This is a genomic window from Dyella sp. NPDC103356 (assembly GCF_055584465.1).
Map to the genome: position 1 here is coordinate 682,700 of NZ_JBVJLZ010000002.1, position 16,369 is coordinate 699,068.

At 59.2% G+C, this 16,369-nt stretch carries 17 protein-coding genes; 10 read left to right on the top strand and 7 right to left on the bottom strand.

Annotated features, from left to right (window positions below):
- Positions 1-48 precede the first annotated feature (48 nt).
- From ACZ6WW_RS06470 to ACZ6WW_RS06485, 4 genes are all read right to left on the bottom strand, one after another.
- Entirely contained in the window at positions 49-906 is an 858-nt protein-coding gene (locus ACZ6WW_RS06470; RefSeq protein WP_465273460.1) for a pirin family protein, read from the bottom strand.
- 62 nt (positions 907-968) lie between these two features.
- Positions 969-1,706, bottom strand: coding sequence for an isochorismatase family protein (locus tag ACZ6WW_RS06475; protein WP_465273461.1), 738 nt, complete (start codon positions 1,704-1,706; stop codon positions 969-971).
- Positions 1,707-1,840: 134 nt separating this feature from the next.
- A complete protein-coding gene (locus ACZ6WW_RS06480; protein ID WP_465273462.1) occupies positions 1,841-2,755 on the bottom strand; it encodes a LysR substrate-binding domain-containing protein in 915 nt (304 codons plus the stop codon).
- Positions 2,752-3,120, bottom strand: coding sequence for a winged helix-turn-helix transcriptional regulator (locus tag ACZ6WW_RS06485; protein WP_465273463.1), 369 nt, complete (start codon positions 3,118-3,120; stop codon positions 2,752-2,754). The genes ACZ6WW_RS06480 and ACZ6WW_RS06485 overlap by 4 nt, the downstream gene beginning before the upstream one ends.
- 149 nt (positions 3,121-3,269) lie before the next feature.
- Between ACZ6WW_RS06485 and gstA the strand changes: the two genes are divergently transcribed.
- Positions 3,270-3,899, top strand: coding sequence for a glutathione transferase GstA (gstA, locus tag ACZ6WW_RS06490; protein WP_465273464.1), 630 nt, complete (start codon positions 3,270-3,272; stop codon positions 3,897-3,899).
- 35 nt (positions 3,900-3,934) lie between these two features.
- On the opposite strand, the gene ubiG is transcribed toward gstA, so the two are convergent.
- Positions 3,935-4,729, bottom strand: coding sequence for a bifunctional 2-polyprenyl-6-hydroxyphenol methylase/3-demethylubiquinol 3-O-methyltransferase UbiG (gene ubiG, locus ACZ6WW_RS06495; protein WP_465273465.1), 795 nt, complete (start codon positions 4,727-4,729; stop codon positions 3,935-3,937).
- A gap of 164 nt (positions 4,730-4,893) precedes the next feature.
- Here ubiG and ACZ6WW_RS06500 point away from each other — a divergent pair, with 164 nt between their 5' ends.
- Positions 4,894-5,316 carry a DCC1-like thiol-disulfide oxidoreductase family protein gene (locus tag ACZ6WW_RS06500; RefSeq protein WP_281848602.1) on the top strand — a complete coding sequence of 141 codons (423 nt, stop codon included), beginning with the start codon at positions 4,894-4,896 and terminating at the stop codon, positions 5,314-5,316.
- Entirely contained in the window at positions 5,313-5,879 is a 567-nt protein-coding gene (locus ACZ6WW_RS06505; RefSeq protein WP_465273466.1) for a DUF4166 domain-containing protein, read from the top strand. The genes ACZ6WW_RS06500 and ACZ6WW_RS06505 overlap by 4 nt, the downstream gene beginning before the upstream one ends.
- A 50-nt stretch (positions 5,880-5,929) precedes the next feature.
- Here the strand turns inward: ACZ6WW_RS06505 and ACZ6WW_RS06510 are convergent, their stop codons facing one another.
- Complete coding sequence (locus ACZ6WW_RS06510) at positions 5,930-7,480, bottom strand: XVIPCD domain-containing protein (RefSeq protein WP_465273467.1); 1,551 nt, start codon at positions 7,478-7,480, stop codon at positions 5,930-5,932.
- A 27-nt stretch (positions 7,481-7,507) separates the two neighbouring features.
- Complete coding sequence (locus tag ACZ6WW_RS06515; RefSeq protein ID WP_465273468.1) at positions 7,508-7,951, bottom strand: lysozyme inhibitor LprI family protein; 444 nt, start codon at positions 7,949-7,951, stop codon at positions 7,508-7,510.
- A 274-nt stretch (positions 7,952-8,225) separates the two neighbouring features.
- Between ACZ6WW_RS06515 and ACZ6WW_RS06520 the strand changes: the two genes are divergently transcribed.
- From ACZ6WW_RS06520 to ACZ6WW_RS06550, 7 genes are all read left to right on the top strand, one after another.
- Complete coding sequence (locus tag ACZ6WW_RS06520; RefSeq protein ID WP_465273469.1) at positions 8,226-8,639, top strand: cupin domain-containing protein; 414 nt, start codon at positions 8,226-8,228, stop codon at positions 8,637-8,639.
- A 19-nt stretch (positions 8,640-8,658) separates the two neighbouring features.
- A complete protein-coding gene (locus tag ACZ6WW_RS06525) occupies positions 8,659-9,300 on the top strand; it encodes an HD domain-containing protein (protein WP_465273470.1) in 642 nt (213 codons plus the stop codon).
- Between the two features lie 640 nt (positions 9,301-9,940).
- Complete coding sequence (locus ACZ6WW_RS06530) at positions 9,941-10,375, top strand: low molecular weight protein-tyrosine-phosphatase (RefSeq protein ID WP_465273471.1); 435 nt, start codon at positions 9,941-9,943, stop codon at positions 10,373-10,375.
- 270 nt (positions 10,376-10,645) lie between these two features.
- The gene (locus ACZ6WW_RS06535) at positions 10,646-12,847 is read left to right on the top strand and encodes a polysaccharide biosynthesis tyrosine autokinase (protein ID WP_465273472.1); all 2,202 of its coding nucleotides are present in this window, start codon (positions 10,646-10,648) and stop codon (positions 12,845-12,847) included.
- Positions 12,848-13,088: 241 nt separating this feature from the next.
- Complete coding sequence (gene tviB / locus ACZ6WW_RS06540; protein WP_281848610.1) at positions 13,089-14,366, top strand: Vi polysaccharide biosynthesis UDP-N-acetylglucosamine C-6 dehydrogenase TviB; 1,278 nt, start codon at positions 13,089-13,091, stop codon at positions 14,364-14,366.
- Between the two features lie 2 nt (positions 14,367-14,368).
- A complete protein-coding gene (locus tag ACZ6WW_RS06545; protein WP_281848611.1) occupies positions 14,369-15,412 on the top strand; it encodes an NAD-dependent epimerase in 1,044 nt (347 codons plus the stop codon).
- Complete coding sequence (locus ACZ6WW_RS06550) at positions 15,409-16,368, top strand: Gfo/Idh/MocA family protein (protein WP_465273473.1); 960 nt, start codon at positions 15,409-15,411, stop codon at positions 16,366-16,368. Before ACZ6WW_RS06545 ends, ACZ6WW_RS06550 begins: the two co-directional genes overlap by 4 nt.
- Position 16,369 lies beyond the last annotated feature (1 nt).

Genomic DNA, 16,369 nt, shown 5'->3' on the forward strand with positions numbered 1-16,369 from the left:
GACGCCCAGCCTGTCTCTGGGCGTTTCGCGGTGATTGCGGTCAGGATGCTATGGAACAACGAGATCGACATGACCAAGCTCGCCAGCCTCGTAGGCGCGGATGCGGTCGATGAGTTCCGCCTGGCTGTTCATGACGAAGGGACCGTGCTTGGCGATGGGTTCGCGCAGCGCGGGGCCTGAAAGCAGAGCAAAATGGGTGCCTGCGCCGTCTCCGGCGAGTTCCAGTTCGGTGGCTCCGGATACGGCTACGGCTTGGCCCGTCGTCAGCGTACGGTGGCCCGTCTGATCGATGACATGCAATGTCCCTTGCACGACGAGGATCGTCGCGTGCCAGGCTTCCGGCACAACGTGGCTGATCTTCGCCCGGTGCTCCAGAAACCCGTCGAGCAGCAGGAACGGCGTCGGTAGCGCAACAGGCGACGAGAGCCCTTGCCACTGGCCTGTGACTACGCGGACTCTTGTTCCGGGCACTTCGTAGACAGGGACGTCGGCAGCGTCCAGGTGCACTGCATACGGCTCGCAGAACTTCAGGCGCGCAGGCAGATTGACGAAAATCTGCAGCGCATGAACGTGGTCGCCTATCCCCTCGGGCTGTTCTGTATGAACGGCCCCACGTCCGGCGACAAACCAGTGCAGGTCGCCGGGCCTGATCGGTTCGTGATTGCCCAGGGAGTCGTAATTGACATGCGGTCCGGTGGAGTCCTCGAACATATAGGTCACCGCCGAGATACCCGCGTGCGGATGTGGCGCGAATGTCGGCGTGGTCATATGGAAGTGATCGACCATCACGACGGGATCCAATAGCCCGTCGAACATCGATTCGTTGAAATGTTTGGCCTCGAAACCATTGCCAATACGCATGTCGTGTCCGTCGACGATGCGCAAAGCAGGGAGTTGGGAACGCATGATGGATATCCTGAGAGCAGGTGGCTGGGTCGGCATTGCCGGTAACGCCATACGATCGAAGATCACTTGCCGCGCTTGGCGGCCTCCAACTGGCCCACCAGGGTGGCGAATGGAATATCGAGTGCACCGTAGACGGCGCCAGCTTGCGGATCGGCATTGTCCTTGAGCATTTCGACAGCCGCGCCGGCGTAGTCGGTCAAGGGAATATCGGCTCGCGCCAAGCGTTCGATGCCTGCCGTGCGCTTGGCTTCGTTGAAGGTTCCGGATGCATCGAGCACGACGCGTGTGTCGTAGCCTTCAGCCTTGGCCGAGAGCGCGGGCAGCGTGGCGCAGACTTCCAGCGACGTGCCTGCGATCAACAACTGCTTGCGGCCGGTCTTCTTGATCGCCGCCACCACGTTCGGATCGTCCCAGGCGTTGATGGACGTACGACTGATGACGGTCACACCGGGCAGCGCATCGGTGAGCTCGGGAATGGTTGGGCCCCACATGCCGTCGGGCATGGTGGCGGTCACGATGACGGGAACACCCATGGCGCGTGCGGCCTTGGCCAGCGCCACGACGTTGTGCTTCAGATCCGCCACGGGCATGTCGCGTACGCCGGTCAGCAAGCCGATCTGGTGATCGACCAGCAGCAGAACGGTGTCGTTGCGGGAGAGTGTGCGCAGGTTGTTGTCGACCGTGTGGGCGGCGCTCATGGATGGCGCGGCTATAGCGGTGCCGGTAGCGACGGTGCAGCTGAGTGCGAACAGCATGGCGAACGTGGCGGCCAGCGGTTTGAGTGAAGAAGAACGGTTCATGATGTGGCTCCTCGGGAATCCGGAAGCGCGAATGCGCTCTCGATGGAGGCGCAGGTTAGACACTGGCGGCACGTCGATTAAGCCGGGACAGTGGAAAGGATTGTTACCCCAGCGAAACAATCGCCGGCGCCACGCTAGCGGCCGGCCGCGCCTTCGACGATCGCCGGCACGCGTTCCACCAGATAGTCGGCCAGCAGACGGACGGCTGGCATCAGTCCCTTCGATGCGGGCAGGATCAGGCTGAGGGTTCGGCGGGAGACTTCCCAGCCGGGAAGCACGCGAATCAGGCTGCCCTGGGTCAGTTCGTTGAGACAGGCGTCAAGCGGCAGGATGGCCACGCCTTGTCCCGCGACAGCAGCTGCCTTGAGCAGGAAGATATCGTCCGAGCCCAGCCGGTGCCGGAGCAGGACGGTGGACTGTTGATTGTCCGGCCCATGCAGCGTCCAGGTGGATGGGCCGTTGCGCGTATCCATGTGCAGCCCGTCGAGGCCGTGGATGTCGTCGAGGCTCGATATCGAACGGTTGCCGATGTAGGCGGGGCTGGCGACCAGTGCGATCTGCAGTGTCGCCAGTCGACGCGCGATCAGCGAAGAATCGGTGAGTTCGCCTTCGTGCGATCGCAGGCCCATGTCGAAACCTTCGGCAATCAGATCCACGTAGCGGCTGCTCGCTACGACATCGACGCTGACGCCGGGGTGGTGTTCCATGAACTGGACGATCAACGGTGTCAGCAGCGAACGGAGCATGCCCTGGGGACACGTCATCCGGATGCGGCCGGTGGGCACGCCCATCAGGCTGCGTAGATGCCCTTCGGCGAGCTCTGCCTGCTGTACCGCGATACGTGCGTAGTGATAGAGCTTTTCGCCGGCCTCGGTCAGCGCAAAGCGGCGCGTCGTGCGGTCGATCAGGCGCAGGCCAAGCTGATCTTCCAGCGCCTTCAGTCGCCGGCTCAGCGTGCCTTTGGGAATGCCGATGGCATCGGCCGCCGCGGTGAAGCTGCCGCGTTCGGCCAGCGTGGCGAAATAGTAAAGATCATTGAGATCGATCATTCGTCACCATCGCCGTTACTCAGGGTCGCAACCGGGAAGCCGGGGCTCGACGCACGCGCCTTTACCCATAACCCGAACTGCTTCATGACCTCGACAACGGGTTCGAGGCGCCTGCCATCGGCAGTGAGCTCATACTCCACCTTGACGGGCACGGTAGGAAACACGGTGCGCTTCAGAAGGCCGGCTTCTTCCAGCGCGCGTAGATCAAGAGTCAACATCCGTTGGGAAATTGCCGGGATGTCACGTCGAAGGTCATTGAATCGTTTTGGCCCATCGATCAGATACGAGACCAGCAGCAAGCGCCAGCGACCACCCAGCAAGCGCATGGCCTCTTCGACGGAGCAGCCGGATACGTTGTCTTTCAAGGCGGGGTTCCCTGTGAGCGGCACAAGTATAATTTGTGTACCTAGCTAACAATAGTGTGCCTTCTTCTTTTTTTATACCTGCGATCTAGACTGCACAGCGCCGCTTTCGCCATGGAAGCCGTGGCGCATTCTGTTTTCTGGAGATCGTAATGAAGCTTCACTACATGCCGGCCGCTTGTTCGCTTTCCCCTCATATCGTGCTCAATGAGCTTGGTATCGACGTGACACTGGTCAAGATGGACCACAAGCAGCACACGACCGAGTCGGGAGACGACTACTATCGGCTCAATGCCCTGGGCTATGTCCCGCTCCTTGAGCTCGACGACGGCACGACCCTGCGCGAGGGCCCTGTCATCGTGCAATACCTGGCCGATCGAAAGCCCGAGCTGGGCCTGGCGCCAGTCAACGGCAGCATGGAGCGCTACCGCCTGCAGGAGTGGTTGAACTTCCTGACTTCCGAAATCCACAAGGGCTTTATCCCGCTTCTCTACGCGGTGCTTGCAGGCAAGTATGTGGACACCGCCAGGCCCAAGCTGGAGAAGCGCTTTGACTGGATCGATGAGCAGTTGGCCGATCGCCCGTATCTGATGGGTGACACCTTCACTGTCGCCGATGCCTATTTATTCGCTCTGATCGGCTGGGGGCAGGCGTCGTGGCTGAAGTCTTATTACAAGGCTGATATCCACTTTGATGGGCTGAAAAATCTGAAGGCATGGTATGAGCGCGTTCGCGAGCGCCCGTCCGTGCAGAAGGCGCTCGCGGCCGAGGGGCTTCAGTAGTTGCAGATGTTTAGGGAGTGGCCATCCCCATGTGATTAGTCGACCTTACATGATGGACGCAAGGCAAAGCCCATATAGGAAATGGAGAGATCGCTGCTCTGCTTGAGTTTGATCCGTGCGCCCAGCTCGGCAAAGCTCATTCTTCCCAGTTTGTTCCGGATCAGCGCACTCAGAGCAATCAATGGGTTCATTGCGGGCGAGAGCCCGGCGAGCTCGAATTCCGGCATGCCGTGGCGGCCCAGGAGTTGAGTCAGTTCCTGCGGCCGGATGAATTTCTCCCAGACATGGACATCGCGTGGAATGAGTCGGGTCAGACGCCAGTCCTGCGCGAATTTGATCGCGATAAGCTTGCTTCTGAAGGTGCGATTGATGGTGTCGAAGAAGAAAACACCGCCGAGTTTGAGCACGCGGGATATCTCGCGCACAACGGCATCGGGACTATCGACGTGCTCAAGTACATCGCAGCAGCAAACGACGTCGAATGTCCCGGACTCGAAGTCCAGCCGATCGGCGCTGCCTTCTAGATAGCGGATGGACAAGCCCGATGCCTCCGCATGCCGGCGAGCTGCCATCAGCGTCGGTGCCGACAGATCGATGCCGGTAACGTCGCAGCCCATGGCGGCAAACTGTTCCGACAAGAGTCCTCCGCCACACCCGACATCAAGAACGCGCAGTTCATGGGGGTCTCGATGCAGGCGCTCGATCAGCACCTTGCGGAAGTACGCAGACCGTGGCGGGTTGACCGAGGTGCGCAGCAGGGACATGAAGCCGTCTTCGTCCCACCATGTGGTGGAGATGCGGTCGTAGATGGTGTTGTCTATTGCCTGCATGACGATTCCTTTGAATGAGTCGATCTTGCGCCTGGTTTGGGTCATCGCAGCCAGGGTTTCGCATACGTCATTTACCCTGATAACTAATTAGCTATTTAGTTAAATGTTGATGTATCATATCCCACAGAACAGGTTCTTTCCATCGTTTTGCAAGGGAGGCGCTCATGAGCACATCTGTTGGAACAGGGGATGTCTGGCTGGTCTATGACGGCGAATGTCCTGTCTGTAAGACCTATTGCATGCATGCCCGTATTCGCGACGCCGTGGGGCGGCTGCACCTGGTGGATGCGCGCCAGCCTGGTGTGTTGATGGACGAGATCACCGCCGCTGGGCTCGATATCGATCAGGGCATGGTCGTCAAATTCGAAGGTATCCTGTACTACGGCCCTGAGGCCGTCCGTATCCTGACACTACTCAGCACGCCCTCCGGGTTCTTCAATCGCCTCAACTACTGGCTTTTCGGCAGCGCCCGGCGAGCACGAGTCTTCTACCCGATCGGCAAGGCGATCCGGAACCTGATCCTCAAGCTGCTTGGGATTCGTTACATCGAGAACCTTTCCCAGTCCAAGCAGGAGCAGCGCGCATGAATGCGACAGGGGGTGCCAGTGCCGTCATGGGATGGTTTGGAGAGGGATTCGGTGCTCTCCACCCGCTTCTTCAGGCGTTGCATGAGCGCGACAGCGAGCTGAGCGGGCCGGTGACGCTGCGCTTTGGTCGAGGCGCGGCCGGTGCGTTTGGTCGGCATATGGCGCGCAAGCTCGGCATGCCGGTAGTCGCTGGCCAGCATCATATGAATGTGACGATCCGCCACGATGCGACGAGCCTGGAATGGCATCGCTGCTTTGACGGCACGCATCATCTTCACTCGAGCTTTGTTCCGAGCGGCCATTGGCCGGCCGGTCACTGGATCGAGAAGACCGGTGCGCTGGAGTTGCTGATGACCGTCGACGTCATTGAGGGCGGCTGGTATTGGCGTCTCATCGCTGCGCGTTTTCACGGCATCCGCGTGCCTCTGTGGTTGATTCCTCGTTCAACGGGATACAAACGCATAGAGGAAGGCGCATATCGCTTCCATGTCGCATTTTCGTTGCCGGTGCTGGGCGAAGTGATCTGCTACAGCGGAGTCCTGCAACCAGGCCGTCAAGGATAGAGTTACGAATAGCCTGAAAGCGGCCGGGCAGGGCGCCCGGCCGCGCTATCTTATCGGCGAGCAGCCTGCGGCTCTGGCTGTTGCGGTGCCGGCTGTTGCTGCTGATTTTGCGCGTTCGCCGCCTGCTGGTTCTGTTGCGGAAGCTTCTGGAATTCGGCGCTGCTCTGTTCCAGTGGCTTGGCAACGGCCTGCGCGACGTTCACTTCGGCCATCTGCTTGAGTGGCGAGTTGAGGTCGCCTTGTACGGCAAAAGCACGCTTGCCATCGTCGCTCAGGATGACGTGGTCGATGCGTGTCAGGCCTTCGGCACGAGCCGCTGTCGCCAGCGAGCCGGCGAAATTGTGGGTGATCGTGTCCGAGGCGCGACCGCGTTCGGCGTCGATGGCCTGGACATTCTTCAATGCCTGGTTGTACATCGGGTTGCCCGGGTTGCGGCTATCGGACAAGCTGGCATGGGGCGGCTGCGCGGCCTTGTGCACGGCGTCGAGTGTCTTCGCACCAGCGATGCCATCGGCGGTCATGTGATGTTCGCGCTGGAATTTTTCGACCGCGGCTTTGGTGCCTGCGCCGTAGTCGCCGTCAGCTTTCAACGGATGACCCTTCGCATCCGTGACGCCCAGCTTGATGAGCTCGTTTTGCAGGGTCTTGACGTTTTCGCCGTGCGAGCCTTCGCGCAAGGTACTGTGGCCACCCGGTGCCGCATGCGCGCGCCCACCCTGGTGGATCGCCTTGAGAGCGTCTTTGATGTCCGGGTCGTTGGCCGACTTGGCCGGGTTGAAATTCGGATCGCCTACTTTGGTATGCGCGCGATCGAGCGCGGCCGCCTTCTGCGGATCCTTATAGGCATTCTTATATTCCTCGGCCAGGGCGGCAGCCTTTGGGCCGTCGTAGTACGAGTACTTTTCCTTGATCTTGTTGGCTTCCGCCAGCACGGCGTTGTAGTCGCCGCCGTCCTTGAGCACCTTCTCGAACTTTGCGACCTGCGACGGGATCTGGTTCTCCGTCTTTGCCAGAATGGCGATGGTTTCCAGGCGGCGATCTTCCGGAATGTTCTTGCCGTACTTGTCCAGGATATCCATGGACGACTGGGTCGCATTCTTGATCTGCGGATAGTCGATGTTCTTATGGATCCACTTCTGGCCGTCTTCGGAGGATGCCCACGCGTTGATGCTGTTGCGCGTGTCCTTGTCGATAAAGGCGAGGGTGTTGCGGCCGTGCTCGCCGTTGCCGTGGCTCAGCAAATCGGCACGCAGCGTCGCCTTGTCATCGGTGAATTTCAGGTTGTTGTCTTTCGCGTATTTTGCAGCCTGGTCGATGATGGCATCCACATAGGTGCTCTCACCGGGCTTCGGCTTGGCGCCGTCGGCTGAACCTAGCGCCCAGGTGCCGCGTTTGCCGAGATCGACCTGGATGGTGCCAAGCGAATAACCACTGTCCGCGACAATCTTCTTCGCGTCGCCCCAGCCGGGATCGGACGTGCCTGAGGTGACGCCGGCGATGGACAGATGATAGGAAGACGGACCGCCTTCAGTACCGCGCCCCACGACAAAGTAGGTGGCACCGGCGAGCGAGTTGATATCGTGTGTATCAAGACCGGACATGACATTCCTCCGTGAAGTGCGGATAGGTTATTGGTCGTTCGCGATGGATAGATACTTGTCCAGGGTATTGGCGCGTTCGCAGAGACGGAAAATCTCGTTTTGCGTTACCTGGAGGTCGGCGACGGTTTCATCGCCGTAGAGCGCTGCTTCGACATTGCCGCTCTTGTTGTGAAAATCCAGCCATGCGCGCTCCGCGCTGACCAGGCCATCCTTCGCCTTGCTATTGAGTTTGGCGAGCAGGGCTTTATAAGTCGTATTGAGCCGGGTGTCCTGTGCCTTCTTCTCGGCGGACAGGCAGGCGCTGGTGGCCACGGTATCGGAGCCGGCCTTGTCGATACATGTATAGAAGCTGGCATTGATGCCGCTAGGCGCCTGGCGCTTGATAACCTGGCTGGTGCTGTCTGCTGCCATGGCCCCGGTGCCATAGGCGAGGAGGGCGAGGCTTATAGCGATCGTTTTAATCGTTTGCATGAATGGCGTTCCTGATCCTGCCGTGCTTTGCGGCCTTATATCCTATCGGGGCGTAGCTCGTCGCAGTGAGACGCCCAGCAAACGACATCATATTGGAATATTTCGAAGCTCAAAAGGGCGGCGCGTCTTGTCATCACCTCGCCGTAGCCGGAAACGAGCAATGAATCACTTCAGGGGCGCGCCAATTTTCCTGGTACATCCCAAAAATAGGTTTCTGGTTCTTTTGTATGTGCCTGAATCGGGCGCAGCATCATCGTTTTCACGAGGAACGTCCATGAAGACAAAGATTCTTCTTTCAGCCCTGCTGGCTGCCACCGCGTTGCTATCGGCGGTAGCAGGTGCGCACACGCCGGATGGCACGGTCACGCCCAACTTTTCGCATCCCATCACCAATATCCCCGGCAAGTCCCTCGTTGCCGTCGAAGTGGCGTATCCGCCGGGAGGCGCGTCGCTGCCGCATAGCCACGCGAAGTCGGCTTTCATCTATGCCTATGTCGTATCGGGTGCAATCGAAAGCCAGGTGGATGACCAACCCGCACGCGTCTACACGGCCGGCCAGGCTTTCTACGAAGAGCCCGGCGCCCATCATCGGATCAGCCGTAATGCAAGCAAAAGCGAGCCGGCCAAGTTGCTCGCCGTGTTTGTCGTCGACACCGGCGACACCCCGCTGACGACGCCGCAGAAATAGGTTTTCGACTAGAGCAACCATGCCATCTACTATCCTGGGGATACGCATCCCCGACAGCGTGATCGCCCGCGAGGCGACACAACTCCTCCGCGACACGGCAAGCGACATCCTGTTTCAACACTCGATGCGGGTCTACCTTTGGGGTGCGCTGAGTGCGCAGCGCAAAGGCATAGTCTTCGATCCGGAGTTGCTCTATGCCGGAGCGATGTTTCATGACTTCGGTCTTACAGAAGACTTCCATGGAAGTTCGCTGCGTTTCGAAGTGGATGGAGCCAACGCCGCGCGCGACTTCTTGAAGCGTCACGGCATTCCGGAAGGGGACATTCAAAAGGTATGGACGGCCATCGCGTTCCACACGACACCTGGAGTCCCCGAATTCCTGCACGCGGAGGCGGCACTGCTTCATCTGGCTGCAGGCATGGACGTAGCGGGCCGCTCGTACGATCAGTTTACGGAGGAGGAGCGTGAAGCCGTGGTGGCAGCCCATCCTCGCGGCGAGGGTTTCAAGCAGCGCATCATCGATGCCTTTCATGAGGGTTTGAAGGATCGTCCTGCGACTACGTTTGGCACCTTCAACGACGACTTCATTGCGTTCAGGGAGCCTGGGTTTCAGAGGGTGAATATCTGCAGCATCATTTTGAGTTCGCCCTGGGCGCATTAGCTCCGGCAGGAGCGCGCCATCGCTTCGTTCAGTCGCTCGAATAGAAAGTCACTGAAGACCGCACCCAGAACGGCCGTCACACGGATTGAGGTTTGCCGATTGGGCCAAAGCTGACTTTGTGACCGGCGCGACGGTTTGAGGACGCACCTATCCAAACGGAGGCAGCGGGTACGTCGCTGATCGGTAGTCACGAGATCGACATGTTGTCGAGCAGGATATTCATGCTCGATGACATGGCTTCGGTACGTGTCGAGCCCGCCGAAATCCACGCAACGAAAAAACAAAGATCGCGTCATATGAATGAGGTGAAGCTCGTTCACGACGGTGAAATTCAAGTGAAGGCACTGAGAAGCCGGCTGTGCCTTCCGTTGTAAAAGTGCCAAAAAACAGCCGAAATCAGGGCCGCTTCACTGTTGCAATCATCGGTTGACCTTTCAACATATCGAGCATCGCCATAACGGAAGCTGTATGGCGATGCGCGAAGATCAAACTGTGGATTGAGTTACGCAATACCATCCAGTCTTCGTCTAGGATGGCCTAGATGTGAACCGGCAATGCAAGATCGACGAAACAGGGGATGTCGAGATTCACGCTGTCCATGCGGACTCCACATCCTATTTGTAGAAGTTAGGCGATCGTTGTGTTCCGAAGTATCTTGCTCGTTTGTGTGGGCAATATCTGCCGCAGCCCCACGGCAGAATATTTGCTACGAAATCGACTGGCCGATAGCGACGCAGGCGTGTCCAGCGCAGGCTTGGGTGCGCTCGGTGATCGCCCCATGGATGCCACGGCGGCGCAGTTGCTGCGTGAGCATGGCATCGACGCCAGTGCGCATCGTGGCAAGCAGCTCAGTCCGGACATGCTGCGGCAGGCCGAGCTGGTGCTGGTCATGGAGAAGGCGCACGCGGCAAACATCGCCCGCAGTACGCCGGAGGTTAGCGGAAAGGTGTTCCTGCTTGGCAAGTGGCAGGACGAACGGGACATTCCGGATCCGTACGGTCAGCAGCGGCCTGCATTCGAGCACGTCTATCGGCTGATCGATCAGGGCGTATCGAGTTGGCTGCCGTATCTATGAGCGCTCGCTCGTATCCCCAGTCGATTCGCATCGATCAGCCGTGCGCATCAAGCGATAGAGCGCGAACAGCGCGTTGTGGCGAGCCTGCTTTCGTTGTTCAGCAAGCCATGACGCGCTACTTAGGATCCAACCCGAGCCGCTCACGGCGCGATGCTGTCGCTCGCTCGTGGATGGACTGCGCGCATTCATTTGTATGCAGGCAGGCTTCGGTGCTGGCAATGCATGGATGGCGGGCTGATTTCAAATCCCCTTCCTCTTCAAAAGCTCTCTATGTCAAATATCAGTAACGCTGCGCCAGAGAATGATGAGATCGACCTGGGTGCCATGCTTGGCACGCTGGTGGATAACAAATGGTTGATCCTGATCATCACCGGATTGTTCATGCTCTGCAGCGTGGCGTATGCACTGTTGGCTACGCCGATCTACCAGGCCGATGCGCTCGTGCAGGTCGAGCAGAAAGTGCCCGATCTTCCAGGCCTCAGTGCGCTGTCGCAGACTCTGGGGGCTTCCAATTCGGAGGCGACCACCGAAATCGCCCTGATCACCTCGCGGGCCGTGATCGGCCATGCGGTGGATGATCTCAAGCTGGACATCGTGATTGAGCCACGACATTTTCCGATGTTCGGTGGCGGCGTAGCGCGGCGCTATCGGAACGCCCATCCAGGCGAGTTGGCCAGTCCGTGGCTGGGTCTGAGCAGCTATGACTGGGGTGGCGCGCAACTGGAGTTGCAGCAGATCGATCTGCGCAACGATCTGCTCGGCAAGCGTCTGATGCTGGTTGCCGGGGACACGGGCAGCTACCGTTTGCTGGACGACAAAGGCCAGCCCTTGCTTGAAGGGGTGGTCGGAAAGGTGGCGAGCGAACGCGGCGTGACCATGCTGGTATCGACACTGCGTGCGAATCCCGGGACACGTTTCGATGTGCAGCGCAACCGCGCGCTCACCACCATCAACGCGTTGCAGCAGGCGATCAAGGCGACCGAGCAGGGTAAGGACTCCGGCATCATCGGGCTGTCCTATGACAATGCCAGCCCGATCATGGCCACCGCGCTGCTCGATCAGGTGTGCTTGTGGTACGTGCGCCAGAATGTCGAATGGAATGCCGCCGAGGCAGCCAAGAGCCTGGAGTTCGTGCAGGAGCAGTTGCCCAAGGTGAGGGCGGAAACCGATAGGGCGCAGGCAGCCCTGAATGCGTACCAGATCAAGGCGCACTCGGTGGATATCACCATGCAGACCAAGAGCCTGCTGGATCAGAGCGTCACCATCGGCAGCAGTATCCAGCAATTGCAGATGCAAAAAGCGGATATCGACCGTCGTTTCACGCCGGATCATCCGGCCTACAAGGCGCTGATGCAGCAGATCAGCGATATGCAGGCGCAGAAGGCCGCGGTGGAGAAGCAGGTCGGCGATCTGCCGGACACCCAGCAGCAGCTGCTCAAGCTCACCCGCGACGTCGAGGTCAGCAACCAGACCTATACCGGACTGGTCAGTCAGGAGCAGCAGTTGGATATCGCGCGAGCCGGCAAGGTCGGCAACGTGCATATCGTCGACAAGGCGGCGGTGGATGTCACCCATCCGGTCAAGCCCAAGCGAGCCATCGTGAGCATCGGCGGCACGTTGCTGGGCGTGTTCCTGTCGGTTTGCATTGTGCTCGTGCGGCAGATGCTCAACCGTGGCGTGGAAGACCCTTCCGTCATCGAGCAGCTGGGATTGCCGGTGTATGCCTCGATTCCGATCAGTAGTATCGAGCGTGCGGTGATGGCCGATGGCCATCGGCGGCGTACTGAAGGCCAACCCCATCTGTTGGCAGTCAACGAGCCGGCCGATCTGGCCACCGAGGCGATACGCAGTCTGCGCACCAGCCTGCATTTCGCACGGCTCGAGGCCAAGAACAATGTGCTGATGATTTCCGGCGCCAGTCCGGGGGCGGGCAAGACGTTCATCTCGTCCAATCTTGCCGCGGTGATTGCGCAGGCCGGCCAGCGCGTGCTTTTGATCGATGGCGACATGCGCAAGGGTACGTTGCACAAAGTCATGGGCGGTCCACACGAAAAGGGATTGTCCGATCTGATTGCCGGAAGCATCGATCTGGCTACGGCGATCCGGTCGGTGTCGTCGCTGCCGAACCTGCACTACATCTCGGGTGGCAAGGTTCCGCCTAACCCGTCCGAGTTGCTGATGAATGAGCGCTTCACCGATCTGTTGACGAAGGTGATGCCCTTGTACGACCTCGTCATCGTCGATACGCCGCCGATCCTTGCCGTCACCGATGCGGCGATCATCGGTCATCTGGCGGGCACCAGCTTGCTGGTGGTGCGTTTCGGGCTCAACCAGGCTCGTGAAATTGCCCTGGCCAGACAGCGGTTCGTGCAGAACGGCGTGGACATCAAGGGAGCTGTATTCAATGCCGTGCAAAAACGAAGTAGTGGCTACTACTCGTATGGCTATTATGAATACAAGGCTGCGACATAGGTTCACAAAGTTGTCAAAGCCGTCGAATATAATTGGACGTCTTAACGTCTAAACCGTGATGAACGTCTCGAATGCTTGAAAGCATATGGAATTTGTATAAGCGCTTCAGCGAGCAGTAAAGAAGAGCTTGTAATCATCAATGGGCTTGGATGCCATGACCGGACCAGTGAGCTTTTGTGCACGATCCGAAGCGAGCCGATAAAGGCCGGATTTCGAGTCGCAACTACTCTGGAAAATTGGCATGCAGAAAGTGGATAGCGCCAGGATCGCCATCATCGGCCTCGGTTATGTCGGGTTGCCGTTGGCGGTGGAATTTGGAAAGAAATACGATACGATCGGCTTCGACATCCGCGCCGCGCGCGTGGATGAGTTGCGAGCGGGCCGCGACAGCACGCTCGAGGTCGATGCGGCTGAGCTGGCCGAAGCCCACCGCCTGAGCTTCAGTGCGGAGCTGGACGCGATCCGTGCCTGCACGGTGTATATCGTTACCGTTCCCACGCCGATCGACGTGTTCAAGCGGCCGGATCTCACGCCCTTGATCAAGGCTAGCGAGAGTCTGGGCAAGGTGCTCAAGCGCGGTGATGTGGTGGTGTACGAGTCCACCGTGTATCCCGGTTGTACCGAAGAAGTCTGTATCCCTATCCTGGAACGAATCTCCGGCCTGGTCTTCAATCAGGATTTCTTTGCCGGCTACAGTCCCGAGCGGATCAATCCCGGCGACAAGCAGCATCGCGTGACGTCCATCCTCAAGGTGACCTCCGGCTCCACGCCGGCAGTGGCCGACTTCGTGGATGCGCTGTACGCCAGCATCATTACCGCAGGCACGCACAAGGCCAGCAGCATCAAGGTGGCCGAGGCGGCCAAGGTGATCGAGAACACCCAGCGTGATCTCAACATCGCCCTGGTCAACGATCTGGCGATTCTGTTCAACAGGCTGGGTATCGACACGCTGGAAGTGTTGCAGGCCGCCGGCACGAAATGGAACTTCCTGCCATTCCGACCGGGTCTGGTCGGCGGTCATTGCATCAGCGTGGATCCTTACTACCTCACGCATAAAGCGCAGGAAGTCGGCCACCACCCCGATGTGATCCTGGCTGGCCGTCGCACCAATGACAGCATGGGTCCGTACATTGCCAGCGAGGCCGTGCGCCTGATGGTGCGCAAGGGCATCAATCCGGTACGCGCGCGCATCCTGCTGCTGGGCCTGGCGTTCAAGGAAAACTGCCCCGATCTGCGCAATACCCGCGTCGTGGATATCGTGCACGCACTGCGTGGCTACAGTGTCGACGTAGACGTCTACGATCCGTGGGTGGATGCGGCCGAGGCCGAGCATGAGTACGCGTTGACGCCGATCAGCGAACCCAAGCATGGCGATTACGACGCCATTGTCGTAGCCGTGGGTCACCATCAGTTCGTCACGCTGGGTGCGGAGGGCATCCGCGCCTTCGGTAAACCGACGTCGGTGGTCTACGACGTGAAATATGTGCTTCCGCGCGATGCGGTGGACGGAAGGCTGTGAACATGAAGGTGCTGGTTACCGGTACGGCCGGCTTTATCGGCTCGCATGTCGCCATGCATCTGCTCGATCGTGGCGATGAGGTGATCGGTTTCGACAATCTGAGCGACTACTACGACGTCAACCTCAAGCGGGCTCGGCTCGCCCGCTTCATAGATCGCCCAGGTTATACCCACATACACGGGGACTTGGCCGATCGTGCGGCCGTGGAAGCGGTATTTGCCGAGCACAAGCCACAGCGGGTGATCAATCTGGCCGCACAGGCCGGCGTGCGCTATGCGGCGCAGAATCCGCATGTGTACATCGCCAGCAACGTGACCGGTTTTCTGCACATTCTGGAAGGCTGCCGTCATCACGGTGTGGAGCACCTTGTGTTTGCATCCACCAGCTCGGTCTACGGCGCGAATACTTCGATGCCGTTCTCCGAACACCAGTCCGCCGAGCATCCGTTGACCTTGTACGCGGCGACCAAGAAGGCGAATGAACAGATGGCGCACAGCTATGCGCATCTGTACGGCATTCCATGCACGGGTTTGCGCTTTTTCACCGTCTACGGTCCGTGGGGGCGGCCGGACATGGCGCTGTTCCTGTTTACCAAGGCGATCCTGGCCGGCGAGCCTATCAAGGTCTTCAACCACGGTCATCACAAGCGCAGCTTCACCTATATCGACGATATCGTCGAAGGCGTGGTGCGCACGTTGGACAACGTGCCTGGTTCGGATCCCTCATGGCGCAGCGATGCGCCCGATCCGGCCAGCAGCAACGCGCCGTATCGCCTCTACAACATCGGCAACGAACGTCCAGTCGAGCTATTGCGCTACATCGAAGTGCTTGAGCAGTGCCTCGGATGCAAGGCGATCATGGAAATGTTGCCGTTGCAGGCAGGCGACGTACCCGATACCGAGGCTGATGTATCCGGTCTGATCGAGGCCGTCGGCTACCGTCCCCAGGTGTCGGTGGAAGAGGGCGTACGCCAGTTTGTTCGCTGGTACCTGATGACCTATCCGTCTGCCTTGTCCCCTTCGATCCCCGGAGCCGTTCCAGCATGAAGAATTTTGCCCTGATCGGCGCCGCCGGCTATATCGCGCCACGTCATATGCAGGCGATCAAGGACACTGGCCATCAGCTGGTGGCCGCCTATGATCCGAACGATTCGGTCGGCATCATCGACAGCCATTTCCCGGAGGCCGATTTCTTTACTGAGTTCGAGCGCTTCGATCGTCATGTCGACAAGCTGCGTCGCCACAATCACAGCCATCGCCTCGACTACATTTCGATCTGTTCGCCCAACTACCTACACGATTCGCACATGCGTTTCGCCTTGCGCTCCGGTACCGATGCGATCTGCGAGAAGCCGCTGGTGCTCAATCCGTGGAACATTGACGGTCTGAAGGAAATCGAGCGCGACAGCGGTCACAAGGTCAGTACCATCCTGCAGCTTCGCGTGCATCCAGCGATCATCGCGCTACGCGAGCAGGTGCAGCGTGGCAAGCACGACAAGAAGTACGAGGTGGATCTGACCTATATCACCTCACGCGGTCATTGGTATCTGCAGTCCTGGAAGGGCGACGCCAAGAAGTCCGGAGGTATTGCCACGAATATCGGCGTGCATTTCTTCGACATGCTGCATTTCATTTTTGGCGAGCTGCAGGACAACGTGGTTCATTACTCGTCCGAGACCAAGGCGGCCGGCTACCTGGAATACGAGCACGCCAGGGCGCGCTGGTTCTTGTCGGTGGACGTGGAGGACGTGCCGGACGAACAGCGTGCCGCAGGTCAGCGCACCTATCGTTCGATCACCGTGGACGGCAAGGAGATCGAGTTCTCCGGCGGCTTCACTGATCTGCATACGCGCAGCTACCAGGAAATCCTCGCTGGGCGCGGCTACGGCCTGGAAGCCAATCGTACGGCTATCGCGACGGTTGCAACGATCCGCAATGCGCAGCCGTTGGGTTTGCAGGGTGACTATCATCCTTTTCTCAACCGGGATTCGATAGGAGTTTGAT

Excerpts from the sequence above, each read along its gene's own strand:
- ACZ6WW_RS06535 (WP_465273472.1), top strand. The coding sequence starts at position 10,646 with ATGTCAAATATCAGTAACGCTGCGCCAGAGAATGATGAGATCGACCTG.
- gstA (WP_465273464.1), top strand. The coding sequence starts at position 3,270 with ATGAAGCTTCACTACATGCCGGCCGCTTGTTCGCTTTCCCCTCATATC.
- ACZ6WW_RS06480 (WP_465273462.1), bottom strand. The coding sequence starts at position 2,755 with ATGATCGATCTCAATGATCTTTACTATTTCGCCACGCTGGCCGAACGC.
- ubiG (WP_465273465.1), bottom strand. The coding sequence starts at position 4,729 with ATGCAGGCAATAGACAACACCATCTACGACCGCATCTCCACCACATGG.
- ACZ6WW_RS06550 (WP_465273473.1), top strand. The coding sequence starts at position 15,409 with ATGAAGAATTTTGCCCTGATCGGCGCCGCCGGCTATATCGCGCCACGT.
- ACZ6WW_RS06505 (WP_465273466.1), top strand. The coding sequence starts at position 5,313 with ATGAATGCGACAGGGGGTGCCAGTGCCGTCATGGGATGGTTTGGAGAG.
- ACZ6WW_RS06545 (WP_281848611.1), top strand. The coding sequence starts at position 14,369 with ATGAAGGTGCTGGTTACCGGTACGGCCGGCTTTATCGGCTCGCATGTC.
- ACZ6WW_RS06470 (WP_465273460.1), bottom strand. The coding sequence starts at position 906 with ATGCGTTCCCAACTCCCTGCTTTGCGCATCGTCGACGGACACGACATG.
- ACZ6WW_RS06475 (WP_465273461.1), bottom strand. The coding sequence starts at position 1,706 with ATGAACCGTTCTTCTTCACTCAAACCGCTGGCCGCCACGTTCGCCATG.
- ACZ6WW_RS06520 (WP_465273469.1), top strand. The coding sequence starts at position 8,226 with ATGAAGACAAAGATTCTTCTTTCAGCCCTGCTGGCTGCCACCGCGTTG.
- ACZ6WW_RS06515 (WP_465273468.1), bottom strand. The coding sequence starts at position 7,951 with ATGCAAACGATTAAAACGATCGCTATAAGCCTCGCCCTCCTCGCCTAT.
- ACZ6WW_RS06525 (WP_465273470.1), top strand. The coding sequence starts at position 8,659 with ATGCCATCTACTATCCTGGGGATACGCATCCCCGACAGCGTGATCGCC.
- tviB (WP_281848610.1), top strand. The coding sequence starts at position 13,089 with ATGCAGAAAGTGGATAGCGCCAGGATCGCCATCATCGGCCTCGGTTAT.
- ACZ6WW_RS06500 (WP_281848602.1), top strand. The coding sequence starts at position 4,894 with ATGAGCACATCTGTTGGAACAGGGGATGTCTGGCTGGTCTATGACGGC.
- ACZ6WW_RS06510 (WP_465273467.1), bottom strand. The coding sequence starts at position 7,480 with ATGTCCGGTCTTGATACACACGATATCAACTCGCTCGCCGGTGCCACC.